Consider the following 24,259-nt stretch of genomic DNA (forward strand, 5'->3'; position numbering starts at 1 on the left):
GGGGTCAAGGCCCCCCGACCCGTCCCCCGAATCCGGGACAGTGCTGACCTGCGGTGCTCCGGCCGGGTCGGCCGGGGCCGCGGGATGCTGTGACGGCCCGCGCGAGGCGTCACACGGACGCCTCGACGTCCCGATACACCGCATCACGCGCCGCGGAGAACGCCGCGTCGGCCTCGGCCAACGTCGACGGACCGCGGTAGCCGGCCGGCGGGTGCAGACTCACCGCGAACCGGTCCGGGACCGGCCGACCCCGCCCGTCCCGCCGCTGACGCCGACGCCCAGTGCCTGGGTCGGTACCGCCGTCATGGACGGTCAGGAACCCGATCTCAACCAACTCACCCAGGATCGGGGCCAGCTTGTCCGCCCGCCCGACACCGACGTGATAGGCCAGACGTTCCCGATCCAGCACCGGCGCCGCATCCCCGACCGGGCCCATCGTGGCCATATCAGCCAGGACCTCCGCCGCCGCCCGCGCCACCGCAGACACCCCGCTGTAATGCACCCACCGCGGCGACAACCCGACCGACGTCGCCGACGCCACACCCACCGTGAACCGCTCGCGGGCGCCGTCCGCCGCACGGCACGGCAGCACCGTCCGAAAAGTTCCCACCGCTCATCGCGCACCCGCCACAACCGAAACCCGCAGGTCAGCAGGCATAGACGGCCGGTAGCCGGGGTAGCCGGGGTAGCCAATCATGGGTACAGTTCTCCATCTCAGCCTTCACGGCTGTTTGTTGTTGGACGACTTGCGGCGCCTTTACTGGCTAGGGATGGGGCGCCGTTTGTCGCATTCAGACACTGATACTCGTCACATCGTCCTCGCGGGACCTTTCTCCCCCGGGACCTTTCTCCCCAAGGCCCTGCGGACGGTCATCCGTGCCGCACCCGAACGCTCAGCCAACGTCCGCTCCGAACCCGGTGTCACGACCAACGCACCGGACAACGCCGCGAGCCGTCCCGTTCGATCTCCTTAGCCTGATGCCACAGCATCGAAATCTCATCCAGAGAGGCCCGGCCCAGGACGACCTGCGCGGCAGCACCCAGCGCCGCCTCACGCTCGACGGCCTTATCCGGCCCGGCATACCGGGACATGATCACAGCGAACGCAGCATCGACCCGCGCGGCCTGCTCATCAGAAAGCCCGACAGCGTCTGCGCCGAGCCACTCAGCAACATCAGATCGCATCAACACCCGCACCTCCCCCGGAGAACCGCCCGACAACCAGACGGTATCGGAAGATACCGCCCGAGGGATGGTGCGACACGCCAGCGCAGAACATCGTCATCGACAAGCCCGCTGTAGCGCCGCCGCGCGCTGCGCGGTGATCGTGAGCTGGTAGCGGGTGGCGATCCGGGTGAAGTCGTGGGCGTAGGCGCACGCGTCGACCGCAGGCATCCAGTGTTCCGGGCCGTGGTCGGACTTGGACCGGTTGATCGCCGCGGTCGTGGCGCGCAGGTTGTCCGGATCGTTCGCGAAACGCGTCCCGCTGCTGGTCGGTCCAGGCGTGCGCACCGCTGCGGTGCGCCAGCGCGAGAGGGATGACGTGGTCGACGTCGAGGTCACGGGTCGGGCCGGTCACGGTCTGCCCGCTGTACGGGTCATACAGCGTTCCCGCGGTGACGTCACAGCCGTTCTTGACCGTGGTATCGACCAGGTCGCGGGCCAGGACCGCGTCGCGGACGTCGCAGCCCGGCCCGACCGCCGGGGCCCACCCGGGCCCGAACGCCTCGCGGCGGTAGTCCCGGCCGTGCCGGTCGGGGGCGATCCGGAGCGCCGACAGGTCGACCGGGCCGGACGCAGTCACCATCTCCGACGGCACCGTTGTGGAGGTCGTCGCCGACGTTCCGGCGTCGGCGACCGCGGTCTCTTCGCGGAAGGCCCAGATCTCGACCAACACGAACACCGCCGCGGCGAGCACCGTGAACAGCACAGTCCAGGTCCGGGTCACCGCCACGATCCTTCCCTACCGTCTGTCCCGTTCGACACCGGATGGGCGAGATGTCCGCCCCGGGAGCGTGGCTCGTTGCCGGCGGCCTGGTAGCGGCCCCGCGCGACCCGGGTGATCCGGCCGTAACCGATCAACACGTCCAGGGCGTCATGCACCGCGGCTTTCGATGCGGTCGCCGCGTCGACGAGTTTCCGGTCGTACGTATACCGGCCGCGATCAGGGCCAGGACTTCGGCCTGCACCGGGGACAACACCACCTCTGCCGGTTCCACCGCGGCGGCAGCCTCCCGCCGGCCTCGACGCCGCGACTGCCCCAGGGCGCCCGGCGAGCCCCCCGACCGGCCGCGACGACGAGGGCCCCTGCTCCACCAGCGACGCTGTCGTCGTCGCCGAGAGTGTGGGTGGCGCCCAGGCCGCCGACCTGCCAACGGCCGTTCACGGGCGGGCCGAGCACGCTGGTGACCGCTGCTTCGTCGAGTGGATGCAACTCCGGCTGGGCGAAGTAGCGGTCGAACGCGGTCGAGGTCGTCTCCGGCGGCGGGGCCTGCCCGGTGCGGGCCAACTCGGCGGCGTCGGCCTCCGACGGCAGCCAGTCCCAGCGGACCGGCGCCGCCCGGTGGGCGTGCACGGCCATGCCCGGTTCGGGGCGGTCGGTGGGCTCCCCGTCGGCGTCCGCGGCCAGCGGGAGCTCGTTCGGGTCGAACAACAGACCCGGGACCAGGTCCGATGACGACTTCGAGTTCGTCCGGAACGCGATCACCTGCGAGGCGAACGCCGACCGGGCGTGGTCCGATCCCCATTCGGCCTGGCCTTGGGACTGGTTGAGACCGACCAGCCAGATCCCCAGGGCGCGGACGGTGTTGACCGTCTCGGTCCAGGTCTTGGCGACCTTCGGATCGTGCGCAATCAGCGAGTACTCGTCGTGCAGGAACATCCACCCGGGTACCTGCTGGCTGGGTAGGAGCAGGTCCGCGCGGAGTTCGGCGGCGATCTGGGCGCGGGCGGCGAGGATCGCCCGCACCAGGCCCGGCAAGGCGAGGACGTTCTGGCGGCCGATGATCGCGATCCGGGCCCGTTCGGCCAACGCGGTCGAGGAATTCCCTTTCGGGTCGGCGGTAGAGCAGGTTCAACACACCGGTGGACAGGGCGGCAGTGGTGAGCACGTTCGTCGCGCCGGACTTCCCGCCGCCGGGCGAGCCGACGATCATCGTCGGGACGGTCCGGACGACCGCCACATGGTCACGTCGACGTCCCCGGTTCCGTCCGTGGAGCGGGCGACACCGCGGATGACGCCGTCGTCGACTCGCGGTGTGGTGAAGTAGCGGGTTTGCGCGGTCGGGTCGGTGTGGATGAGCGCCATCCGCCCGTACTGGGCGCCCTGGCCTTTCTTCGGTGGTTTGAACACCACCGACGTCGACGGCTCGCCCATCCCGGAGGCCAGCAGCGCCCGGTGCGCGATCAGGTCGTGGTAGGTGTGTCGGCCGCGACGCAGCACCACATCGAAAGTGACCGTGAACTCACCATCGACCCGGTTCGTCAACCGGGAACCGGGCAGCTTCCCGTCCTTGCCGCCGTTGGTCTCCGCCCACGCCCGGCAGTACGGATCGCACTCCGGGTCCGGTGTCGCGGGCGCAGGCAGCACCGGCGCGGTCAACGCCGCGACGCGCGGCCCGATCGGATGGGCCCGCCACCAGCGGGCACCCAGCGCGGTCGTCCCTACTACGGCAGCCGCGCCGAGCAGCGGTGACGGCCCGGCAGCAGCAAGCTGATACGCCAGCACTGAGGCGCCCGCGCCACCGGCGGCCAGCTCAGGCCACCACCGGCCCAGCACCGCTCGGCTCAGCACCGACCGGTAACGGGCCGCGACCACCGCCGCCGCACCCACCGGCACCACCGCCGCCGGGGCGGCCAGCACACCGGGCCGACATCGGCCACCGCCGACGCGGCCGCGCCGAGCCAGTGCCCACCCATCCCGACCGCACCACCGACCGCCGCCGGGACCCACGGCCACCGACGACGCCGGTTCCGATCCGCCACCAGGACCCGCCGGGCGTTCTCGACCCGATCATCCCCACCAGCCGTGGCGTCGTCCGGGTCGACACCGGCCGGGACGACCGTGCTCGTCACCCGCGACCAGAACACCGAAACCACACCTGGTGTCGACGGCTCGTCAACACCACCGTCGCCGGTCTTCTGTCGGGCCTGCGCACGCGCCTCGGCCCGCTGCGCGGCGAGCCGAGCAGCATGTTCGAACCGGGTCTTCCGCGTCACTGCCGGGGCGGACTTCGTCGAATGGGCCATGCCCGGCCTCCCTTCCTGTTTTTCTGCTGGTCAGAACCGTGCTGATGGAGTCGCTGATGCGCCCGGAGCGCCCGCCCACACCCGTGGTGTGGGCGGGACTCGAAACTCACCAACCAGACGGTCAGCCGTGGCCCAGCGACGCCTTCGACGCCCGGGTAATCATGTTGTTCGAGGTCAGAGCGTCGCGGACGATCTGCCCGCCCACCCCGATCCGCTCCGCGGCAAGGGCGAGGTTGTCGATCACCGCGCCGACATGGGTGCCCGCCGAGTCGAGGCCGTCGAGGCCGGTCCAGCCATGACCTTCGAACTCGTCGACCAGGCCCCGGTGGGTGCCGAGCAGCTGTTCCAGATCCGAGGCCGCGTCCCGCAGCGCGGCCGCCGCGTACTCGTAGTTCCCGTCCCCGTCCAATGCCGCCATCCCGTCATCTCCACTCTGTTCTGTGTCTGTGTGTGTGCTGGTCAGGTGCCGATTCAGAGGACGGCGTGCGGGCCCGGCACGTACGGGGCCTGGTCGTAGGCGTCCCGACCGCGGTCGCCCTGGGCGCGCATCTGCTCGGCCAAACCCCGATACAGGCCCTCCGCGGCGTTCAACCCCGACAGCGAGTCGCCCAGCGGGCCGGTGACCTGGTCGCCCCAGCCATCCCCCGCCAGCCGATCGGTGAACGCCGCCAGCTGCGTCTGGTAGACGCCACACGCATCCGCTGCCGCGATCAGTCGTGCTACCGCTGCCTCATACATCCCATCGCCTCCAGAAGAAGAAGTGCCCGTGCCGGTGCTCGTGCCGATGCCCGGGCTGGTGTTGGTGGTGGTGTCCGGCGGCAGGTCTGCCGCCGGGGACGGACCGGGCGGAGAAGCCGACGCCGAGCCGGTCCCCGGCTCGGGATCAGCACCACGCACCTCGACACCCACACCGTCGGCGCCGTCAGAGCCGTCAGCGCTGCCCGGGGTGGGCAGACCGGGATCGTCGGTCGCGGTCGTGCCGGCGGCTCCCGACGCGCCGACCGCCGCCCGTGCGTGGCGGCGGCGGCCCCACGGCTGCGGGGACGAGGCGCCCGCAGGCCCAGCCACACCGCCGACCGCACCGCTACCGCTGGCGCCGCTGGTGCTGGTGGCTGGGTGCAGGCCGCGGGCCTGCGCCCAGCGGGCCCGCGCCCGATCCGCCCGCTCCAGACGCCGCTGCTGGACCGCACGCCACCGCTCATCCCGCCCGGGGCGGTCTCGTCGAACCACGCCCGCCGCCGTGCCGCCCGATGCTCGCCCCGGTGCTGCGCGGCCCGACACGCCTCCGCCCACCGCGAGGCCACCAGCAGCCCGAACGCACCGCGCCCGGTCGGACGACCCGACGCAGTGCGCGCCCCACCACCGGCCTCGTGACGCATCCGCGCCCGGGCCAGGCCCGGTGGTTCCTTGCCGTTGCTGTAAGCAGCGGTATCGGTACGGCCCTTCGTCACGAAGAACGCCACCACCACACACGTCAGGAAGAACGCCTCCACCAGCCACTCCTCTCTTCTCTAGCGTCGTATCGACTTGTGGCTAGATCGGTCATCAGGTCAGCGATGCCGCGAGAGCGGCGATGAAGGTGTCCGCCGCGCTGTAGAGGCGCGGGACACCGGCCAGGACGGTGCCGACCAGGGCGAGGGCGGCGACGACCAGCAGCGACTTCGTCCTGGTGGCGGCGGTGATGCCGGAGCCGCGCAGGCGGCTGTAGGCCCACAGTCCGGCTGCGGCGGCGACCGCGCCCACCGCGGACACCCCGACGAGCTGGGCGGTGGCCTGCCCGGCCCCGGTCAGCGCGCCCCCGGACAGGGCGGTGAACAGACCACCGAACCAGCCGGCCGAGGCGCCGCCGACACCGAACCCGCCGACCACGGCAAGGACCGCGGCGACCTTCTCCCAATCCACGCCCTTCCCAGGCACGTCCAGGTACACGAGGACGATCGCCAGGACCAGCGCCAGAGCGCCGAGCGTGAGCATCGAACTCGGAATGAACATCGACCACGACACAACGACACCGTCCTTTCAGAACGCGAGGGCGAGTAGAACGACCACGACAACCGTGATCACGAAGCCGGACGGCTTGTCCCGAACCACGTTCGACACCCAATCCAGCGGGAACACCACGACCAGGGCGGCCAGAGTCAGCGCCGAGTGCGCCGCCCTCACCAGCGGATTGCTGGACGTGGTCCAGTCCCCCGACCGGGAGTACGCCCAGGTCTGGGCGTACGAGGGTGGCTGCTCGTTCCACCGTGGGCGGGCCTCCACCACGTCGCTGACGATCTGGGCGATGCGCTGGTCCCACGGCGCCAACGGCTTCACCTGCGCGGGCTCCACCTGGCTGTCGGCCTGGTCCTCACCGACCGTGGACGAATCGGCATCCCCGTCGACGATGTAGAGGCCCGGCCGTTCCGGAGTGGTCTCGTCCTGGTGTTGGTCAGATGCGGGCTGCGCCACGACGACCACCTCCCAGCTGCTCCCGCTTACGGCACCGGCCACAGACCTGCGCCGCCCGGCCCGGCGGGATCTCGAACGACCGCGTACACACCACGCACCGCCCACGGACCTTCACCGCCGCTCACCACCTGCAGCCAGCACAGCGGCACGCCGCTGCTCGGCCCGAGCGGCCTGACGCTCCTTCGCCCGGACCGCCTTACGCGCCGCGACCTCCTGCGCGTCATGCAGCTCAACGAACAGGTCCGCGAGGTCATCGGCGATCCGATCCAGCCGACGTTCGATGTCCGGGGACAGCGTTGTGCGGATGGAAGTCATCGCCGGGATCGCCGCACGGACAGCGCTCAGCGCTGCTGCGGCACGGTCACCTGGAGTTCGTGCTCGCCCGTAAGCGGTCGCGAAGATGCTGCGCTGCGCCGTGATCCTGCGCAGCGCCGCGTAGGCGCTGCGCGCCTTCGCATCAGCTGCCGCGTGCGGCTGCTGCTCGACCTCGGCCTCAGTGCTCATGCTGCGACCGCCGGACGAACAGGCTCGGGCGCCGGGATCGTGGCGGCGTGGCGGTGCGCGATGCGCTGCTCACGCGTCGTACCGCCCCAGATGCCGTACTGGCCAGTCGCCGTCGCCCACTCCCGACACGCCACACGCACCGGGCAGCCGGTGCACACCAGCCGGGCCTGCAACACACCCAGCTCACTGACGGGAAAAACACCTCCGTGTCGACACCCAGGCAGTGACGGGCTGGATGGGACGACAGCTCTACAGGGACCGGAGCTACAGGTCCCGGATCATCGTCAAAGACAGGACTACGCTCGACCACGTGGGTCGCCTCCTCCTACTCAGGGGGTTACTCGCAGGGTCTCGGCGGGGACACAACCCGTCGAGACCCGACTATTTGGACTCCTAGCCGCCGCACCCAGAGTGCATAGAAGCGACATGCATTCGAGCATGACGTAGCGGTCGTCGGGCGTCAAGGGGTCGCTCCGGCAACCCTGCCTACGCGGCCCCCAAGCGGGGGCCTCGCCGCAGTCCCGGAGCCATGGAAGCAGGGAGGAGCAGACGTGACTGGAGACCGAGTCGACGCTCAACGCCACCTCGGCGAAGAGCTTCGGACACGACGGCACGCGGCTGGCCTGACCGGGCACGCACTCGCCGCAATAATCGGTCTCGACCAATCGCGAATCAGTAGAATCGAATTAGGGCGATTAAGAATATCCGAGTTCGAGCTACAGAGATGGCTCCAGGAAACATCAACGCCACCGGAGGTGTGTGCGCAGATAACGAGCATCGCCCAGCGGGCATGCGGAACGGTCGCATTATGGAGAAACGTTCCAGTTAGCGGCTGGAATATTCAGGCAAGAGATATTTCCGCCCTGGAAAGGGCCGCATCACGAGTTGCCGTGTGGCAAAACTCGACTATTCCAGACGTCCTTCAGACTGCTGCCTACATGCACTGGCTGGCCGTGACGGTCGCCGCAAATTCGAAGCAGCGCCTAGCCGCGAACATTCTCGCCAAGGTCACACGACAGAAGATTCTCTACGAGACCCCCAGCCGCCTCGACGTTGTCATTTCCGAGCGGGCGCTTAGATGCCCCTCAGGAGATAGAGGCATCATGATTGATCAGTTGCATTGGCTCGGCTCTCTGGCGCGTTACGGTAGATTTAATTTGTGGATCCTAACCGCAAACGCCGAGTCGCATATTGATCGCGGTCCGAGTTTCACGATTTACATGTCACCCAATAAGGATGCTGACGATCTAGCTGTTCGAACTCCTGGCGACGTCACAATCAGCCCTGAAGCCAAGCCAGAGAACGTGCGGCACTACATCGACCAGTTCCGTGACTACCAAAGGCGCAGTTTGCGCGGCGACCAGGCGATCGAGTTCGTTGAGGGTCTTGCTCGGGAGATGAGCGACGGCAGGTCCGGTGCCAGCGCCGCCGACGGTGAGTGTGACGGCGCGTGATTGTCCAGTTGTCCAGCTGGACAACGGAGCGGGCGTGCTAGTGTGCGTCCTACGCGCGTGCGTGCACGCACGCGCGTAGGACGCCGAAGTCCAACCGCTTGTCCAGTCTTTGTCCAGTGGTTTGTCTACCTCCTGGACAAGCACAGAGCGTGACGTAGACAAGCTCCCGAGGCCCCAGGGGCTGCTTTCCAGGTCGCTCGCCGACGCGGCGTAGCGCACCCCATGACTTGGCCGAGCACCCCCGGCGAGCACCCCCGGCGAGCACCCCCGGCGAGCACCCCGGCGAGCACCCCCGGCGAGCACCCCCGGCGAGCACCCCCGGCGAGCACCCCCGGCGAGCACCCCGGCGAGCACCCCCGGCGAGCACCCCCGGCGAGCACCCCCGGCGAGCACCCCCGGCGAGCACCCCCGGCGAGCACCCCCGGCGAGCACCCCCGGCGAGCCCCCGCGAGCACCCCCGGCGAGCACCCCCGGCGAGCACCCCCGGCGAGCACCCCCGGCGAGCACCCCGGCGAGCACCCCCGGCGAGCACCCCCGGCGAGCACCCCCGGCGAGCACCCCGGCGAGCACCCCCGGCGAGCACCCCCGGCGAGCACCCCCGGCGAGCACCCCCGGCGAGCACCCCCGGCGAGCACCCCCGGCGAGCACCCCCGGCGAGCACCCCCGGCGAGCACCCCGGCGAGCACCCCCGGCGAGCACCCCCGGCGAGCACCCCGGCGAGCACCCCCGGCGAGCACCCCCGGCGAGCACCCCCGGCGAGCACCCCCGGCGAGCACCCCGGCGAGCACCCCGGCGAGCACCCCCGGCGAGCACCCCCGGCGAGCACCCCGGCGAGCACCCCCGGCGAGCACCCCCGGCGAGCACCCCCGGCGAGCACCCCCGGCGAGCACCCCCGGCGAGCACCCCGGCGAGCACCCCCGGCGAGCACCGAAGAACGGTGGCCCGGGACTTCTTGTCTTTGCCGGTCGCATACGGCCCCGGGCGGACACTGCGCATTCATGGTCGGCGGGGTCGTGTAATGTCACGTGCGCCACTACACGTGCGGCGGAGGAGCGGGATCGGTCATGACTGTTCATGAACTCAGGCCCACGAGCGGAAACGGCGAGCCCGGCGTGGGCTCTGCCGGTGAGCTGTGGGCCGGTCGGGAACAGCAACTGATCCCGGAGGAAAACCTCCCGCAGTCGGGGCGTGCTCGGCAGACATTGTGGGCGTCGGTGTGGCCGCGTGTTCTCGCGGTTCTTGTGGTGGGTTCTGTGGGTCTTCCCGCGGCGGTGGCGTCGTATTGGCATTTGCAGGAGGTCGCGGCCCGGTTTAATCCGGGGTCGGCGTTGGCGTATTGGCTGCCGCTGTCGGTGGACGGGCTCCTCGCTGCAGCGCTGGTGGGGTTGTGGTCGCGCCGCACTCGGGGTGAGCGGGTCGGGTTCGGGCCGTGGGCGGCATTCGCGTTCGGGATGATCGTGACGTTGTTGGCGAACGCCGCCTCTGTTGTCCCGGAGAGTGAATGGGTGCGGGATGGATCGGTGTTGGCGTCGGTGGCGGCGTGGATGGTCGCGTTGTTTCCCGCCGGTCGCGTTCGCGATCAGTCTGGAATTGATCGCGATCGTGCTGCGTCCCACCCGCGCTGCCCTCGCTGCGAGCCGGACGGTGGGGCCGGGCGTGTCGCTGGTGGCGCGGCACGCTGGACGGCACCGGCCGCCCCTGCCGGGCAAGTGTCGACCGCGGCTGTGGGCGCTGCGCACGAGGACCGCTCCGAGTCCTCGGCGATCTCGATGCAGTCGATGCAGTCGGCGTGGGCGGTGGAGGAGCCTGGTGCGGATCAGGGCGACACGGCGCCGCTGCCGGTGGTGACGTCGGGCCCAGCGCGGCGTCAGGACACCCCCGAGGGCGGCAGCGACGACGCGGCGGCCTGCACGGCCGTCGTGAGCGCGGTGGGGGAGACGGGTAGCCCGGGGGCCTGTTCGTAGGTGTTCGGGGACAGTGCTGGCAGTAGGAGTGCCGTCGGCGGGTGTTGTAGCGGGTCAGCATCTGAAGACCTGCCGTCGGCAGGTGGCCGCGTCGGGCCAGCAGGTGCTGTCCTGGAGGACCTCGCGTTTGACGGTGGCGTTGAACGACTCGGCCAAGGCGTTGTCCGCCGACGACCCGACCGCGCCCATGGAACGGGTCACCCCGAGCCGGTCGCAGAGCTCGGCGTAGGCACTCGAGGTGTAGACCGCTCCGTGTCGCTGTGGAAGACCGCCCCGCGCAGCAGACCCACGAGCCCGTTCCGCGGCGTGGAGCGCGTCGTTGACCAGGTCGGTGCGCATGTGATCAGCCAGGGCCCAGCCGGCGAGTTTGCGGGAGCAGCAGTCGATCACCGTGGCCAGATACAGGTTCGTCCCGCCTGCGAGGGGCAGGTAGGTGATGTCACCGACGTAGACCTGGTTCGGTGCTGGGGCGGTGAAATCCCGCCTGAGCAGGTCGGGCACCGTCTGCCGGGCTGCTCGACGATCGTGGTGTGCACGCGGCCGTCGGCGGCGGTAGCCGGCGATCCCGGCCGCGCGCATGACCCGCGCGACGCGTTTGTGGTTGACCCGATCGGCGGCGGCGACACCGTCGTTGAGCTCTGTGGTGGCCCGCGGCGCACCGATGGTGTTGTCGCCGTCATGGATCGTCTGGATCCGCGCCACCAACACCGCATCACCAGCGGCCCGCCGCGCCCGGACCGGGGCCGCAGCCAACCAGGCGTAGAACGACGACCTCGAGACGTGCACGAGCTCGCACAACCGCTTCACCTCGAAGGTGTGCCGGTGGTCAGCGACGAACTGGAAGCGGGTCACCAGCGCGTCTCCCCCGCGAAATACTTGGCCGCCCGCTGCAGGATCTCCCGCTCGGCGGTCAGCTTCTTCTCGCTGATCTCGAGTTCACGGACCCGGGCCTCGAGACGGGCGATCTTCTGCCTCGGTGGTTCCTCCCCACCCAGGCCCGACCCCGGCGTGGTACGCATGGGCTGTACCGGGCTGGGGCAGCTACTGCCATCAGCTGCGGTCTTGTTCCCCGTGCCGTGGATCGTGAGCCAGTCCCGCAACGTGCCCCGCGCGATGCCCAGGTCGTCGGCGATACCACGGACGGTGGCACCCGGGGTGGACTCATACAGATCAACAGCCTGCCGACGGAACTCGTCGGTGAAACTCTTCCTGGCCATGATCGCTGGATCATCTCGCTTCCCCAGCAGTGCTGGAATCAGCGTGTCCAAGATCTGGGGTCAAGCCCCGAGGTCGCTGTCCCCGTTTCCCGGGGACAGGACGAGTTTGCCCTGGTCGGTGCTGTCCCCGGATCTGGGGGACGGGGTGAGGGTGCTGTCCCCGGATTCGGGGGACAGTCGGAGTTTTCGCAGGTCAGGACTGTCACCGGATTCGGGGGACATCTTCAGATCGAGAGAGATCTTCGATCTCTCTCGGAGAGAGAGATCGAAGAGATCGAGCCCGTGCCGGGCGGGTCGGCTTCGCCGCCCGCCCCGGGCCACGACGAGCGCCGGGCTGGCGAGGTGCGAGCGTTGGTGCGGCGGCTGCCGTGGGCAGCGTGGTCAGAAGCCCGGGGCAAGACCGGGTGGCGGCTCTCGAGTGCTGATGCTGATCAGGTCCAGGCCGCTATCACCGAGGCGATCACGGTGGGTGGGATCTCTCTGGCCCAGGCCGGAGAGGTCGGGCAGCTGGCGTTGTCCGAGGCTAGGGGGCCTCGTCCGGTTGCTTACGTGGTGAACGCTTTCACCAAGCATTTGGCCCGGCGGGTGCGGGCTTTGGACGGCGAGCCGCTGGCCACTGACCCGCTGCCCCTCCCGGACGCTCCGGGGTTGCGCAGGGCGCTCAGAAGCGCGCACAGGGCCCGGTTCGGGGCATCCAGATCCCCGGCGACCGCGGCGTCGCTGCGCCGTCGCCTGAGGGCGCTGGTTCGGGCACGGGGGCTGTGGTGGATGTCCTGGCTGCGTGTGAGAGCGTGTTTGGAAATGGTGGGTGTGTCGGGATGGTCGACACGGCTGGGGTGCTCCATCGTGGTCGGCATGCAGGAACGACCGCGCCGGTACCCCTCGGACACCAGTGATGCCCAGTGGGTGGTGATCGAGCCGTTGTTACCGCCGCTCGCGCGGCGGGGGCGGCCTGTTGCTCATGCTCGTCGGGACGTGCTGGACGCGATCTTGTATGTCGTGCGGACCGGGTGTGCCTGGCGGGCGTTGCCGGTGGACTTCCCGCCCTGGCAGACCGTCTACTGGTACTTCAACCAGTGGGAACAGCAGAAGGTCACCGAGAAGATCCTCCCGGTCGTGCGGGGGCAGTTACGTATCGCCGAGGGCCGTGATCCGGAGCCGAGTGCGGGGATCATCGATTCCCAGTCGGTCAAGGGCGCCGACACCGTCGGCCAGGACTCCCGCGGCTACGACGCCGGGAAGAAGACAGGCGGACGGAAACGGTTCATCGTGACCGACACCCTCGGTCTGCTGCTGACCACGATGGTGTGCTCGGCCTCGGTACAGGACCGCGACGGCGCCAAGCCGATCCTGCTCAACCTCTACCTGCGCACCAGGGTGCGGTTCGTCTACGCCGACGCCGGCTTCGCCGGGCGACTGCTCGACTGGGCCGCCACGATCCTGCAGACAACGATCGAGATCATCCGCAAGCCACCCGAGCAGCGCGGATTCACCGTCCTCCCACGAAGGTGGGTGGTCGAACGGACCCTGGCCTGGCTCACCGCACACCCGACGCCTGGCCCGAGACTACGAACGCCACCCCACCACATCCGAAGCCATGATCCGCTGGGCCGCGATCAACACCATCACCCGCCGCATCGCCCGTGGATACCCCGCCACCCGCCAGCAGAAACACACGACACCCTCAACCCACTAGAATTTCCAAACACGCTCTGAGACCTGTGAGGCGCGGGCTGGTGAGGGTCCGGGGTGCCGGACGGTGGTCGATGACGAGGGTCGGCACCGTCGGTGCCCCGCGTGTCGTCCCACGACAGGGCAGGAGGCCGGCGCATGAGCGGTCCGGTTCCTGCTGCCTGTGGTGACGATGCTCTGTTACCGCCGCATGATCTGGCTGCCGAGCAGGCGGTGCTCGGGGCGATGCTGCTCTCGGCAGAGGTGATTGGCGAGGTCACCGAGATCGTCGCGGCCCGGGATTTCTACCGGCCTGCGCATGCGAGCATCTACCAGGCGGTCTGCGACCTCGACGGTAACGGGGAGCCGTCTGATCCGGTCGCGGTCGCCGCCGAGCTGGACCGGCGGGGCGAGCTCGGCCGGATCGGCGGTGCGGCGCATCTGCACACGCTGCTCGCGGCGGTCCCGGTCGCGGCGAATGCCGGGTTCTACGCCGAGCTGGTGGTCGAGAAGGCGACGTTGCGGCGCCTGGTGGAGTGCGGGTTGCGGATTCAGCAACTCGGTCATACCGGGCTGCGGACCGGTGAGATCGGGGAGACCCTGGATCGTGCTCGTTCTACGCTGGATGGCGTGGTCAACGGCCTCGACGATTCCTCCAGTTACGCGGTGTTCGGGTCTGGGCACGCGGCGTGGTTGGCGGCGCTGGACGGTCTGCAGTCCGGGTGGGCCGCTCCGGGGCTGCCGAGTGGGTTCCTCGACCTGGATCGGGTCACCGGTGGGTGGAAGCCGGGACAGCTGGTCGTGATCGCGGGGCGGCCTGGTTTGGGGAAGTCGACCGTGGCGTTGGACATGGTGCGTGCGGCGTCGGTGCGCCACGGGAAGACCAGCATGGTCTTCTCGTTGGAGATGTCGGAGTCGGAGCTGCGTGACCGGATCATCTCCGCTGAGGCCAAGGTCCGCTTGGCGGATATGAAGACCCCGTATGCGTTGGAGGCTCGTGACTACGAGCGGATCCACGCGGCCGCGGAGCGGATCACCGGATCCGGTGTGTTGGTCATCGATGACACCGCGACCACGACCGTCACTCAGATCCGGGCGAAGGCCCGGCGGGTCAAAGCCCGGTACGGCCTGGACCTGATCGTCGTGGACTATCTGCAGCTCATGTCGTCGGGGGCGCGGGCGGAGAACCGGCAGGTCGAGGTCAGCGATTTCTCCCGGCAGTTGAAGATCCTCGCGAAAGACCTCGACGTCCCGGTGATTGCGCTGTCCCAGCTCAATCGTGGGCCTGAGCAGCGTATCGATAAGCGGCCGTTGTTGTCGGACCTGCGCGAGTCCGGCGCCCTGGAACAGGACGCCGATATCGTGATCCTGTTGCACCGTCCCGAGGTGTATGACTCTGACTCTGATCGTGCTGGGGAAGCTGATCTGATCCTCGCGAAACATCGGGGCGGGCCGACCATCACGGTCACTGTCGCTCAACAGTTGCACTACAGTCGCTTCGCGGACCTTGCCACATGACCGTCGAGAACCGCGATTCCACGGCGGTGAAGGTGGTTATCAGTACCGCGTTGTCGCGGGTCCGGGATCTTCGGTATGTCGTTGTCGATGTCACTACTGGCGAGATTATCGATGACGCGCAGGGTTGCGGCTACAGGTCGGTGCAGAATGCGTATCGCGCGCATGGTTACAAGTCGGCATCGCCGAAGAAAAAGAATCAGCGGGACGCCGCGGAGCGGAAAGTCAAGGACTGGTGCGCGGCTCATCCGGAGTTCATGGCCGATGTCGAGAAGATGGCGTTGTATGCGTTGAAGGACGGGGCTCCTATCGCGCATGCCGATGTGGGGCGGTTGCTGGCCGATCATGGCCTCGAATTGCCGTTCAGTGTCGGGGTTTTAATGCGGCATTGGTGAGTTGTTTCTGCGTGCGGTGGTGAGGCGGGAGAAGGGGCCGCGGCCTGGGGCTGGGTTCCGCGTTTCCTGCGGGGTCGATAGTTTGCTCTGTCGGTGATTCTGGTTTCGCGGTGGCCGCTCGTTATGAAGCGGTGTTGGTCGGGGTGTCGGTGAGTCGATTCGGACCGCGGCCTGTTCTAGGTGGGCGAGGCCGGGAAGCGGCTTGGTGGCATCTTTTCTCGGTACTGAAACAGTGTTCGTGCTGAAGTAGTGTTTTTTCTTGACGGTCGGCGTTTGGCTTCGCGGCGGGCATGGTCGTTTTTCGGCGTTCTTGGTGTCTGCCTTCCGGGGGTGTTGACGCGTTGGCAGGCGGCCGGCCGTGGCGGCGTCGCGGGCGTGTCGGGTGGCTGAGGGGCTTTGATACGGCTTTGAAGCGGCTGGAAGCGCCTGAGAAGCGGCGTTGATGGTTTTCTGCTGCTGGGCGAGGCCGTTTCGCTGGTGTGACCTGCTGGTCTAGTGTGTCGGGCTGGGGGGCCGGGGCCCGACACCACCCCCAGCCTGCTTCGCTGACGGCCGGGGGTGGTGTCGGGCCCCGGCCCCCCAGCCCGACCGGGTCACGGAGTGACCCCAGTGTTCTAGTACGAAGTTCAATGCCTTTAAAAAAGCAAGGTCAAGGTCAAAGTCAACAGACTGTGGGGGAGGTGGTGGTTGGGTTGGGTTGGGCGTATCTGTTCGTAGGTGGGTTGTTCGCCTCGCTGCGCATCGGCGTAGTCAAATCCTCGGTTTATCGGGGTGGTCGGGTTGGGTGGTGATCTTTTGCGGCGGGTGGGGTTGTTCGCCTCGCTGACGCCTCGGTGGTGTGCGATGTTGTTGGCGGAATATTTTGGATGGGTAGCAGGAAAGGGTGGTTGTGGTGTTGGGTGAAGTCGGTGAGCGGGTGCGTGCGCGGCGTCGGGATGCGGGGTCGGTGGTGTTGACGGCGCGGGATACGGGTTTGTTGGAGATTGCTGCGCATCAGTATGGGTTGCCTCTGGATTTGTTGTCGAGTGTGTTGGGGGTGTCGGCGCAGGCGGCGCATGCGGTGGTGGGTCGTTGGAAGCGTGCGGGGTGGGTGTGTACGGGGAAGGTGGATGCGGGGGCGATGTGGGTGTGGCCGTCGCGGACGTTGGTGCGGGAGTTGTTGGGGTGGGATGTGCCGGGGTGGCGGCCGCGGCAGACGGTGTCGGGGCATGTGCGTGCGGTGGCGGCGGTGCGGTTTCATCGGGTGGGTTTAGATGTGGGGCGGTGGGTGTCGGAGCGGACGTTGCAGCATTTAACGGGGTGGCGTCCGCGTGGTGTGCCGGTGCCGCATATGCCGGATGGGGTTGAGGTTTTCCCGGATGGGCGCCGCGCTCTGGTGGAGGTGGAGTTGTCGCGGAAAACACGGTCACGCTATCTTGAGTCGCCGCCGAAGAATGGGGAGGCGGATATGGTGAAGGGTTTGTTGTCGACGGTGGTGGCCCGGGCCCGGGAGTTGGAGTGTGTCGGTGTGATGTATTGGTGCGCGCCGAATGTGTTGGGGCAGGTTCAGGATGTTGCGGGGGAGTTCCTGGAGCGGGACCGGGCGCGGCGGGCGCGGGCGCGGTCCCCGGAGGCGTTGGCGCCGCAGCTGAAGTGGGCGATCCGGGACATCACCGAGGTTCCGTGTTGGGAGCCGGCGCCGCGGCGGTCGGCGCGGTGAGGACGATGAGGCCGGTGGGCGTGACCCGACCTGCCCCGACCACGAACAGACCGGATGAACCAGCAGCCTCGAGGTCCTCGTCTCCGGCGACAACGCCGTTGACGGGCAGGTCCGGGCCCGGCTCCAGCCCGCTACGGCTACGGCGCCCGCGGCCTGAGCACCGCTCGGGCGGCCTTGTATCGAGGAAGAGCAGCCGTCGAGACGGGCGTGGTGTCGGTCCGTCGTCGGGCATCCGGTGACCTCGTCGGACACACACGACGACCGGTTGAGGCTATCGTCGCTGGTGGCGGGCGCCGGAGTTCCTGTTTCGCGGTCGGAGTAAGCGCGGTCTGGACGGCGCCCGCCCCACGGTCAGGGACCGCTTACCGGCGAGCGGGATTCAGCGTGGGCGGCGGCCAGGTAGACATGGTGGGCGGCCGCTACCGCGCCCAGCACCGCGACCATCGCGGCCACGACCGGCGCGGCGACCAGGGCGAGACCAGCGGTGAGGACACCGACGGCAGTGAGCAGCCCGAAAGCCCGTAGGAACAGAAGTCCACCGATGGCCGGCGCCGACGCGCGCGGCCCCGCCGGCCCCGCCGGCCCCGCCGGGCCCGCCGGTGTCGTCGTGTGTGGAGTTGCTCGCGGTGGCGCTGGTGGTGTGGTGAGTAGTTCGTAGGCGCTGGTCAGGGCGATGAACCGTTCCGGGTCGCCGCCCCGGTCGGGGTGGTGGTGGCGGGCGGCGGCCCGCCACGCGGTCCGTAGCAGCTCAGGTGAGGCGCCGGCGGGGACACCGAGCAGCGCCGCTGCGGCGGCCCGCGCCTGTTCAGGATGGACACTCGGGCTCGGGCTCATCGTGGGTCCTCGTTGCTGGTGTCGTGTGTCCAGTCGTCCCCGGTCCAGTCCGGGGCCTGGCCATCTCCGCCGCCGGTGGCCCGGGCGCCGTTACCGGTCGTGGTGCCGGGTCGGCGGAGGCGCCGGTTGATCGCGGCGGCCTGGCCTGCGGTGAGTCGGCGCCGGGACAGTGCCGGACCGTCGGTGGGTGCGGTCCGCCGTGGCGAGCCGACGATCGCGGGCGCGGCGGTGAGTGGGGCGACGACGCCGTAGATGACCTGGTCGGGTGTGGCGTAGGCGAGGTGGTGGCGGGGGAGTTGGCGGAGCCGGTTCGGATCGAGCAGGTAGGTGTGCTGGCGCCGTATCGTGCCGACACCGGTCATACGGCCACCGTCGAGTTGGTAGCCGACTTCGTCGACCAGCCGCGTCCCGAACCGCTCGGCCAACGCTTCGGCGTTGCTGGTGCGGCCGAGTAGGGCGCCGCCGCCCATCGCGCCCAGCAGCCGGCGGCGTTGGTCTTCGGTGTCGGCGAGGCCTTCATAGGACTGGGCGGACACGATCACCGAGCCGCCCAGCGACCGCAGGCGTTCGACGAGGTTGATGACGTCGCCGGCGGTGTCACCGGAGACCGCGGAGAACTCGTCGATGACGAACAACACCTGACGGCGTTGCCCGTGGTGGGCGACACCGAGTTCGTAAGTCAAGAGTTCGATGAGGACGGCGGTCTTCGTGGCGGCGACGACCTGGTCGGTGGCGCCGGGCACGGAGACGTAGAGGGCGTCGAAGTCCGACAAGGGCTGGCCGGCGTCGAAGTCGCCGCCGATGCTGCGGAACAAATCCGCGAACAGCAACAGGTCGGAGTCCAGCGATGAGGCGCCCGCTCCGACGCCGGTGGTCTTGGTCAACGCGGCGATGGCGCGTTCCTCGACCGGATGCCCCGCCCACGCCGCAGCCAGCCAGGCCGGGTCGAGGCGTTGGAGGAACTCCGCCGAGGATGCGGGTGGTTTCTCGGTCGGTGCGTCGATGATCAGGTGGAGCAGGCCGCGTTGGAGGACGTCGTAGAAGCGGTGATCGGTTTTCGCGAGTTTGTGCAGGGCGGCGCGGAGCTGGGTGGCGGGCATGCGCCACATGTTCAGCCGCGTCTCGAACGGGAACACCCCGATCCGGTCTGGCGACAGTCCCAGCTCTTCCAGGGCGTCGGCCCATTCGTGGGCGTCGGTGTCGGCGTCGGGGCCGCCTTTCGCCGCCAGGAAGATCACCAACGGCCGTGATCCCGCAGCGCCGTGCTGTTGCTGGTTGTAGGCGGTCCAGGTGATTTCGGCCCAGCTGCCTGAGCAGCGCACCAGCATCGTGGTCTTCCCGGCGCCGGTCTCGGCCAGGCAGACGGCGTGAAGGGCGATCGCGGGCATCGGGACCTGTAACCACGGCGCGGCGCGACGGCGCAGGGTGTCGGTGAGTAGGTCCGGTTGGGCGCGGACGGTGTCATAACGTGGGCCGAGGACGACCGAGGGTGTGCCGTCACGGCCGTGGCTGGCCAGCGGGGTGCGCTCGCGGCGGGCGCGGCGGGCCGCCGCACCGGCGCGGATGTGTAGCTGGCGGCGGACGTGACGTTCCCCGGCGGCCTGGGCGACACCGGACCGCATCCGCTTGGTGTAGAGGTGCCACCACGCCCAGGACGTGATCGCCACGAGAGGGGCGGTCGCGGCGGCGGAGTCGATCCCGGCGGGCAGGTAGTGCCCGTCCCACGCCTGCCGGACCGCCCCGACCGCGGTTGCGGCGCCCCACCACGGGACCGTCCCGACGACAGGTCCGGCCAGCACAGCGGCGGCCACGACCACGAGAGCAACGGTGCGCAGCCGGTGCGGCTCCCACCCACGGGCCCACGCCCAGATGACGAGCACATGCCCCAGCACGGTCGCGGGGACCACGACCGCCGCGACCGCCACGAACACCTGCCCGACCGTGACACCACCGAACAGTGGGATATCGGGAAGGTCCGGCGCCCGCGCGGTCACCATGCTCGTGGTGCTACTCATGACGTCCCTGTCCGAGCTTCCGGGCGAGAACTATCCGCATTTTACGCACCGTTGAATACCTTTCTTGGCGACAATTTATCTTTGATGGATGGTCGGGTTCAGTGAACCTGAGTTGTTGAGGCCGCTACTAGAGGGGCGGTCAGACGATGCGGCGGCCGTGTGCCATGACGAGATGGAGGCGTCGCAGGTAGTCCAGATTAGTGCGTGGGTCACCAGTCGCGACAAGGAGATCGGCACGCAGGCCCGGGCGAATCCTGCCGGTCTGTTCGCTGATCCCCAGATTATCAGCCGCTTTTCCAGTGACGTGATCGATCACCTCGGAGCGCGTGAACCCGCGCTCTACATAATGCTCCAAGGAGGCTGGAAAATCATCGAAAATTGCGTTTGGCAGACCGGAGTCACTGCCGATAAGGATCGGCACGCCGTGTGCTCGGAGCCATGGTAGGTGGTCGCCAATCCGGTGGTCGTCGGGGAAGGGGAGGAGGTCGGCTAGCATGCGCCACTGCGGCGGGGCGGTGTCGCCCGCAATAATTGATGAAGCGGCCATCTGGGTCGCCACCTCATTATCGAGGTCGATCCTCCTCTCGGCCTCCCACCAGCCGCAGTGCTCAATGGTGTGCACGCCAGCGTCAACGCACTGCTTGATCGTTTTTGTGGCGTGCGCGTGAGCCGCAACAGGTATCCCGTAGTCAGAGGCCGTCCGGGCAATATACTTTAGCTCAGACAGCGGGAACTGGGACTCGAACATCGATGGCCCCGATGGCGTCATTTGCCCCCCACCGGCCATGACTTTGATCCAGTCAACTTTTGCTTCCGCGAGAATCTTGATGCGATCGTCAACCTGTCCTCGGTCAGCGACTTCACCACCGAGGAACCAACAGTGGCCCTGTGGAGTAGTGAGCGGTGTCCCCGAGGCCAGAATCCGAGGCCCTAGCACTTGGCCTGAATTGATTTGGTCCCTGAGAGAGAGGGCCAATCCTCGGCTGTCACCGAGATCTCGCGCCGTCGTGCATCCGCCTTTGAGCAGTGCCATTGCATTATCGTGGATTAAGGACACCAGCTCGTCGTGGTGCCCCTTTGTGGCTGTATCGAAGGGCTGACGGCTTAGGTCGCCGCAGAGATGCACATGGGCATTGATCAATCCTGGTAGTAACGTGCAGCCCGGAAAGTCTAACCGCGTGACCCCCCGCTCTGCCTGATGAGCAACCTCTGCGAGGCTGCCAACGGCATGAATCACGAGGTCGCGAACGAGGACCGCTAGCGGCATATCCGAATCAGGGGCGCGATCGGCACCAGCTGGATCAGGGTCTCCATCGATGATGTCAGCGACAGTAATCAACGTATCCATTGGTTGGCGACCTTCCGAGAGTAAGGAGAGGAGCTTCCTAAGAAGATAGGATATTGTCGCTCTCGTTGAGATAGATTGGACCAGCGCGACCGAGTTCCTGTGACACGGCTAGGAGATGCGTGATGACTTGGTCATCGTCGGTTGAGTCGTAGACGGCGCTGGCGGAGGGTAAGGAGTTGAGCGCGCGAGCAAGAGCCAACGGCCGCCCATCGCCATCGTTATTACGATTTCGGGCGTACCCATCTCGGCATCGCTGCACTCGCTCTCCATGAATATCTCGCATCAGTCGAGCCCTCTTGCGCCGATAGGCCTCCAGGATAGAGTTGTCCGTGTCCGTGTCCGTGTCCGTGTCCGTGTCCGTGTCCGTGTCCGTGGTGCTGCGCTGGTCGATGGAGTCCGGGATAAGCCCATCTAATCCCGGAGTACAGGAATCGAAGGTTCCACCATCGTTGGACTTTAACGTATAGATCCGATGTGTTCTGGCAGATGATCACGACCGTCGGAAGCGTGAGTCCTACGACGAGCGTGGGGAATCCTGTGACGACGAACAGCTTCTCCAGGACTGATGTGATGATCGGGCGTTCGCCTGAGACGAAGTGGCTGTAGCTCTGGCCGATGTCCCGACTCAACCTAGTGCAGATGAGAAGGGCATCCCCTAGAGCTGAAACTCCAGCCGCCCAGCGCAGCAAGCGAGACTTAAAGGTTCGCGAGAAAACGAGGTTCCACCGCAGTTGAGAGATCAGGCAATAGAGGATATATGCGCCGATCACGTAGTAGAAAAGGAGTACATGGAAATGAGCAAGATTTTGATCTGACGCCTGTAAGCCCACTCCAGGCGGCAGCGTAACGGTAAGCACACACATCACGGCGATGGTCGCGAACAAGGCTGCTGCTTCTAGGTAGAGCCGCTGCTTGTGCGCTCGGCATCGAGTATTCTTGTGCAAATGAAGTAGCTGTAGCCCGAAAAAGCCTACGACCTGGGGAATATTCCGCAGGACAATTCCGGTTGACGTACTACCATATGTTGATAAGAACTCAACCGGTGAGTTCTCGCGAACGGTCGTCACGATCATCAACGCGGTGAGGATTGCCAGAGTGCCCCAGGCCGCACCGTTGGCAGGGTCTCGTCGAATCTCAACCACTTTGTGCGCTATAGCGACCAAGAATACAGCGCCGATAACGGTAATAATGGCCTGCGCTGCGGCATTCATCGAGATCGCCTCCAGGCGCGGCCACCGATAGCGCGTGCGTACAGCCGCTCGCTCTCGCTGAGGTCGCTGCCTTCGACGTCAGTCAAGGGCCGACGATGCATCAGCTCAACAAGAATAGCAGCGGAGGTCTCCGCCTCCCACTCTTTCCAGGTGCTGAAATACCTTCCCGACCCGGGCTGTAGTGCCTCCCGATTAATTTCGTCAAAATTTCCGCACAGCATCTCCTTGTTTCGTGGGTGTCCGCGAGCGATGTGAGTCAGCTCATGACATACTATGTACGCTTTATATGAAGGAGAGACGTCTGACGCATAGGCAATGAGATACCCGTCGGGAAAAGGTATCAGGGCGCCGAATCCGACCCCGGGAGCTCCAGGAATCGAACACTCTTCGAGGTCGATGTCTTTGCCGATGTAATCGGCAAGCCTCTGGCTCAGAATCCACGGGTTCAGAGGTAAGGAGACACCGAGGTCTTCTAATAAGGCCCGCCAGAAAGTCCAGAGAGCCGCGTCTGACATCGGATTTAATGGCCCGAAGTCAATGGGTGAGGGAGTTGCAGTGGGCATCGCGCACATTCCTTCGAGGAGTGTGATTGACGGGTAGCGGCTGGTCCAGCGTGGAGTGGCACATGGTCAGCACCTCTGGCGAATTCGTACTACCTCAAGTAGCTTCACACAGATGGCTGCGCGGATAGGCCGTGCTGGTTGCACGCGGCACAGCGCTGGCCTGTCTGCATCTCTCTCAGAGAATAGTCGACCTAGTAGCGCTTCTTCCGCTTCTTCCGCTTCTTCGTGGGTGGTGAGATATGCGCCTGGCACGCCGAGTGCTCGCGTGAATAGTTCCACAAGCCCTGGTGGTGGGGTCTGAATTCGACCGGCCATCACATCATTCAACAATGTCAACTCGGCCGGTCGAGATTGAGGTTCACCGGCAGCAAGCAGATGCAGCCGGGAGTGGAGACGATGGGTAGTAGCCTCTACGCCAATCTCATCGAAACAGTCACCCTCGTACAGCAGGCCTAGCCGGCGCAGTCGATCCGTTGGGCTAAGTGATCTTATCGGAGCGTACAGGAGACGCTCGATCTCAACGTCCATATCAATGGACGCAGCTACGCAAAGGGAAGGTGTCAGATTCCATCGCCGCGCGTCTCCATTTTCTGGCGCCGCTTCTGGATGAGATCGGTTAGCAACTCATCGAGAGCGACCCGTTGGCAGGGGTTAAGGGCAGCCGTGCGGTAAGCGATATCCTGCACTTGGGTGTCCCGCATAGCTTCCTGTAGATTTACCCGAGCCTCCACGGCACGAACTCCCTCAGGGTCATCCAGTAGGAACCCGACCGGGACTTCGAAAAAGTCCGCGATGCCTTTCAGAACCCTGAGCGTCGGGTTCCCTGTCATGCCACGACGTAACTGGGACAAATACGACTCGGACAGCTCGATATTTGCGGTGTTGACCGCTGTTACGAGTTCGCGGCCGCTGTACCGGCGGACCTCGCCCTCGGGGCGAATGTGCTCGAACAGGTAGTTCAACCGGGCAGTTAGGCCATCGCTGAGGTCGCCGCCTGCGCCGTCGTCCGCTGCTGTCATCGCGCGATGCCTCCTCGCCCAGGCGAGCGGCCTCGCCGCGAGCGAGGCTACTGGATTTGCTGGCGTGCATGCCGGATTGATGAGTTTCTGGCGAAACCTCCTTGGTGTGCGGTATGTTCACGCTCGAGATTCGATCAGATGCAGACTGTGA

General features: G+C 67.2%; 23 protein-coding genes and 1 pseudogene. 6 read left to right on the forward strand and 18 right to left on the reverse strand.

From position 1 onward, the window contains the following. Nucleotides 1-109 precede the first annotated feature (109 nt). The 12 genes from KPL57_RS58950 to KPL57_RS59005 form a co-directional block, all read right to left on the reverse strand. On the reverse strand, nt 110-478 hold the full coding sequence (locus KPL57_RS58950; protein ID WP_226358737.1) for a hypothetical protein: 369 nt from the start codon (nt 476-478) through the stop codon (nt 110-112). Between the two features lie 443 nt (nt 479-921). Next, entirely contained in the window at nt 922-1,197 is a 276-nt protein-coding gene (locus tag KPL57_RS58955) for a hypothetical protein (RefSeq protein ID WP_226358738.1), read from the reverse strand. After that, nucleotides 1,175-1,948, reverse strand: coding sequence for a hypothetical protein (locus tag KPL57_RS58960; RefSeq protein ID WP_226358739.1), 774 nt, complete (start codon nt 1,946-1,948; stop codon nt 1,175-1,177). Before KPL57_RS58960 ends, KPL57_RS58955 begins: the two co-directional genes overlap by 23 nt. Before the next feature lie 216 nt (nt 1,949-2,164). Continuing rightward, a complete protein-coding gene (locus KPL57_RS58965; RefSeq protein WP_226358740.1) occupies nt 2,165-3,031 on the reverse strand; it encodes a hypothetical protein in 867 nt (288 codons plus the stop codon). Nucleotides 3,032-3,151: 120 nt separating this feature from the next. Further along, complete coding sequence (locus KPL57_RS58970; RefSeq protein WP_226358741.1) at nt 3,152-3,862, reverse strand: hypothetical protein; 711 nt, start codon at nt 3,860-3,862, stop codon at nt 3,152-3,154. Then, complete coding sequence (locus KPL57_RS58975) at nt 3,787-4,248, reverse strand: hypothetical protein (RefSeq protein WP_226358742.1); 462 nt, start codon at nt 4,246-4,248, stop codon at nt 3,787-3,789. Before KPL57_RS58975 ends, KPL57_RS58970 begins: the two co-directional genes overlap by 76 nt. Nucleotides 4,249-4,369: 121 nt before the next feature. Then, a complete protein-coding gene (locus tag KPL57_RS58980; protein WP_226358743.1) occupies nt 4,370-4,666 on the reverse strand; it encodes a hypothetical protein in 297 nt (98 codons plus the stop codon). Between the two features lie 53 nt (nt 4,667-4,719). Continuing rightward, complete coding sequence (locus KPL57_RS58985) at nt 4,720-5,157, reverse strand: hypothetical protein (RefSeq protein ID WP_226358744.1); 438 nt, start codon at nt 5,155-5,157, stop codon at nt 4,720-4,722. Between the two features lie 636 nt (nt 5,158-5,793). Continuing rightward, complete coding sequence (locus KPL57_RS58990) at nt 5,794-6,240, reverse strand: hypothetical protein (RefSeq protein ID WP_226358745.1); 447 nt, start codon at nt 6,238-6,240, stop codon at nt 5,794-5,796. Nucleotides 6,241-6,267: 27 nt separating this feature from the next. Next, entirely contained in the window at nt 6,268-6,699 is a 432-nt protein-coding gene (locus tag KPL57_RS58995; protein WP_226358746.1) for a hypothetical protein, read from the reverse strand. 111 nt (nt 6,700-6,810) lie between these two features. After that, a complete protein-coding gene (locus KPL57_RS59000; protein ID WP_226358747.1) occupies nt 6,811-7,203 on the reverse strand; it encodes a hypothetical protein in 393 nt (130 codons plus the stop codon). Next, a complete protein-coding gene (locus KPL57_RS59005; RefSeq protein ID WP_226358748.1) occupies nt 7,200-7,379 on the reverse strand; it encodes a WhiB family transcriptional regulator in 180 nt (59 codons plus the stop codon). The genes KPL57_RS59000 and KPL57_RS59005 overlap by 4 nt, the downstream gene beginning before the upstream one ends. 375 nt (nt 7,380-7,754) lie before the next feature. On the opposite strand from KPL57_RS59005, the gene KPL57_RS59010 reads away from it, so the two are divergent. Together KPL57_RS59010 and KPL57_RS59015 are read left to right on the forward strand one after the other, a co-directional pair. Continuing rightward, nucleotides 7,755-8,657 (forward strand): helix-turn-helix transcriptional regulator, encoded by a 903-nt coding sequence (locus tag KPL57_RS59010; RefSeq protein WP_226358749.1) that lies wholly within the window; start codon nt 7,755-7,757, stop codon nt 8,655-8,657. Between the two features lie 1,064 nt (nt 8,658-9,721). Continuing rightward, nucleotides 9,722-10,621: a DUF2637 domain-containing protein gene (locus KPL57_RS59015; protein ID WP_226358750.1), complete on the forward strand. Its 900-nt coding sequence runs from the start codon at nt 9,722-9,724 to the stop codon at nt 10,619-10,621. 7 nt (nt 10,622-10,628) lie between these two features. On the opposite strand, the pseudogene KPL57_RS59020 reads toward KPL57_RS59015, so the two are convergent. Continuing rightward, nucleotides 10,629-11,838: pseudogene (locus KPL57_RS59020) on the reverse strand (IS3 family transposase); the annotation flags it as partial. 855 nt (nt 11,839-12,693) lie between these two features. On the opposite strand from KPL57_RS59020, the gene KPL57_RS59025 reads away from it, so the two are divergent. The 4 genes from KPL57_RS59025 to KPL57_RS59040 all read left to right on the forward strand — a co-directional run bounded on the left by KPL57_RS59025 (nt 12,694) and on the right by KPL57_RS59040 (nt 17,118). Continuing rightward, nucleotides 12,694-13,534, forward strand: a protein-coding gene (locus KPL57_RS59025) for an IS5 family transposase (RefSeq protein WP_374203952.1) whose coding sequence is annotated in 2 segments (ribosomal slippage) — nt 12,694-13,377 and nt 13,379-13,534 — 840 coding nt in all. Because the reading frame shifts where the segments join, the coding sequence is not laid out codon by codon here. A 134-nt stretch (nt 13,535-13,668) separates the two neighbouring features. Further along, nucleotides 13,669-15,027 carry a replicative DNA helicase gene (gene dnaB / locus KPL57_RS59030; protein ID WP_226358751.1) on the forward strand — a complete coding sequence of 453 codons (1,359 nt, stop codon included), beginning with the start codon at nt 13,669-13,671 and terminating at the stop codon, nt 15,025-15,027. Beyond that, the gene (locus KPL57_RS59035; RefSeq protein WP_226358752.1) at nt 15,024-15,419 is read left to right on the forward strand and encodes a hypothetical protein; all 396 of its coding nucleotides are present in this window, start codon (nt 15,024-15,026) and stop codon (nt 15,417-15,419) included. Before dnaB ends, KPL57_RS59035 begins: the two co-directional genes overlap by 4 nt. Before the next feature lie 892 nt (nt 15,420-16,311). Beyond that, nucleotides 16,312-17,118 (forward strand): hypothetical protein, encoded by an 807-nt coding sequence (locus KPL57_RS59040; protein WP_226358723.1) that lies wholly within the window; start codon nt 16,312-16,314, stop codon nt 17,116-17,118. 351 nt (nt 17,119-17,469) lie between these two features. Here KPL57_RS59040 and KPL57_RS59045 read toward each other — a convergent pair whose 3' ends face one another. The 5 genes from KPL57_RS59045 to KPL57_RS59065 all read right to left on the reverse strand — a co-directional run bounded on the left by KPL57_RS59045 (nt 17,470) and on the right by KPL57_RS59065 (nt 24,108). Then, nucleotides 17,470-17,952 (reverse strand): J domain-containing protein, encoded by a 483-nt coding sequence (locus tag KPL57_RS59045; protein WP_226358724.1) that lies wholly within the window; start codon nt 17,950-17,952, stop codon nt 17,470-17,472. Further along, nucleotides 17,949-19,967 carry a TraM recognition domain-containing protein gene (locus KPL57_RS59050; RefSeq protein WP_226358753.1) on the reverse strand — a complete coding sequence of 673 codons (2,019 nt, stop codon included), beginning with the start codon at nt 19,965-19,967 and terminating at the stop codon, nt 17,949-17,951. Before KPL57_RS59050 ends, KPL57_RS59045 begins: the two co-directional genes overlap by 4 nt. A gap of 139 nt (nt 19,968-20,106) precedes the next feature. Continuing rightward, the gene (locus tag KPL57_RS59055; protein ID WP_226358754.1) at nt 20,107-21,315 is read right to left on the reverse strand and encodes an amidohydrolase family protein; all 1,209 of its coding nucleotides are present in this window, start codon (nt 21,313-21,315) and stop codon (nt 20,107-20,109) included. Between the two features lie 1,207 nt (nt 21,316-22,522). Continuing rightward, nucleotides 22,523-23,089, reverse strand: a complete 567-nt coding sequence (locus KPL57_RS59060) for an ImmA/IrrE family metallo-endopeptidase (protein WP_226358755.1) — start codon at nt 23,087-23,089, stop codon at nt 22,523-22,525. Between the two features lie 560 nt (nt 23,090-23,649). Beyond that, nucleotides 23,650-24,108, reverse strand: a complete 459-nt coding sequence (locus KPL57_RS59065) for a hypothetical protein (RefSeq protein ID WP_226358756.1) — start codon at nt 24,106-24,108, stop codon at nt 23,650-23,652. Between the last annotated feature and the right edge of the window lie 151 nt (nt 24,109-24,259).

The sequence above is a fragment of the Pseudonocardia sp. ICBG601 genome (assembly GCF_020496245.1).

Excerpts from the sequence above, each read along its gene's own strand:
- KPL57_RS58975 (WP_226358742.1), bottom strand. The coding sequence starts at position 4,248 with ATGGCCCATTCGACGAAGTCCGCCCCGGCAGTGACGCGGAAGACCCGG.
- KPL57_RS58980 (WP_226358743.1), bottom strand. The coding sequence starts at position 4,666 with ATGGCGGCATTGGACGGGGACGGGAACTACGAGTACGCGGCGGCCGCG.
- KPL57_RS58990 (WP_226358745.1), bottom strand. The coding sequence starts at position 6,240 with ATGTTCATTCCGAGTTCGATGCTCACGCTCGGCGCTCTGGCGCTGGTC.
- KPL57_RS59000 (WP_226358747.1), bottom strand. The coding sequence starts at position 7,203 with ATGAGCACTGAGGCCGAGGTCGAGCAGCAGCCGCACGCGGCAGCTGAT.
- KPL57_RS59015 (WP_226358750.1), top strand. The coding sequence starts at position 9,722 with ATGACTGTTCATGAACTCAGGCCCACGAGCGGAAACGGCGAGCCCGGC.
- dnaB (WP_226358751.1), top strand. The coding sequence starts at position 13,669 with ATGAGCGGTCCGGTTCCTGCTGCCTGTGGTGACGATGCTCTGTTACCG.
- KPL57_RS59035 (WP_226358752.1), top strand. The coding sequence starts at position 15,024 with ATGACCGTCGAGAACCGCGATTCCACGGCGGTGAAGGTGGTTATCAGT.
- KPL57_RS59045 (WP_226358724.1), bottom strand. The coding sequence starts at position 17,952 with ATGAGCCCGAGCCCGAGTGTCCATCCTGAACAGGCGCGGGCCGCCGCA.
- KPL57_RS59050 (WP_226358753.1), bottom strand. The coding sequence starts at position 19,967 with ATGAGTAGCACCACGAGCATGGTGACCGCGCGGGCGCCGGACCTTCCC.
- KPL57_RS59055 (WP_226358754.1), bottom strand. The coding sequence starts at position 21,315 with ATGGATACGTTGATTACTGTCGCTGACATCATCGATGGAGACCCTGAT.
- KPL57_RS59060 (WP_226358755.1), bottom strand. The coding sequence starts at position 23,089 with ATGCCCACTGCAACTCCCTCACCCATTGACTTCGGGCCATTAAATCCG.
- KPL57_RS59065 (WP_226358756.1), bottom strand. The coding sequence starts at position 24,108 with ATGACAGCAGCGGACGACGGCGCAGGCGGCGACCTCAGCGATGGCCTA.